At 33.6% G+C, this 274-nt stretch carries 1 pseudogene; it reads left to right on the top strand.

Features of this window, described 5'->3' with window-relative positions:
* A pseudogene (locus ACWA1B_RS22645) lies at positions 1-274 on the top strand (hypothetical protein); the annotation flags it as partial.

The raw sequence follows: 274 nt of genomic DNA, 5'->3' as shown, positions 1-274 counted from the left end.
GTTTTGTGGTAAACGGCCAACAAACGGACTTAGTTACAAATCCGATACATCTAAAGGAATCTCGTTTTAGAAATGTCTATTTAGTGGCTCCCGTTCATTTAGAATTTGATTTTTCGAAAGATGGAAATCATGACGGGAAAACCTATTTTAGAACACACAAAGGATTCAGAATGGGGTTTGGAGGATATGCTGGAATCAATGTAAAATCGAAACAGATTTTAAAATTTGAAGACAATGACTATAAAACAACACAAAAAACAAAAGGCGATTATAA

It is taken from the genome of Flavobacterium xizangense, assembly GCF_054075145.1.
The sequence above is the reverse complement of the archived record's forward strand: the minus strand, read 5'-3'. Positions and strand labels throughout refer to the sequence as shown.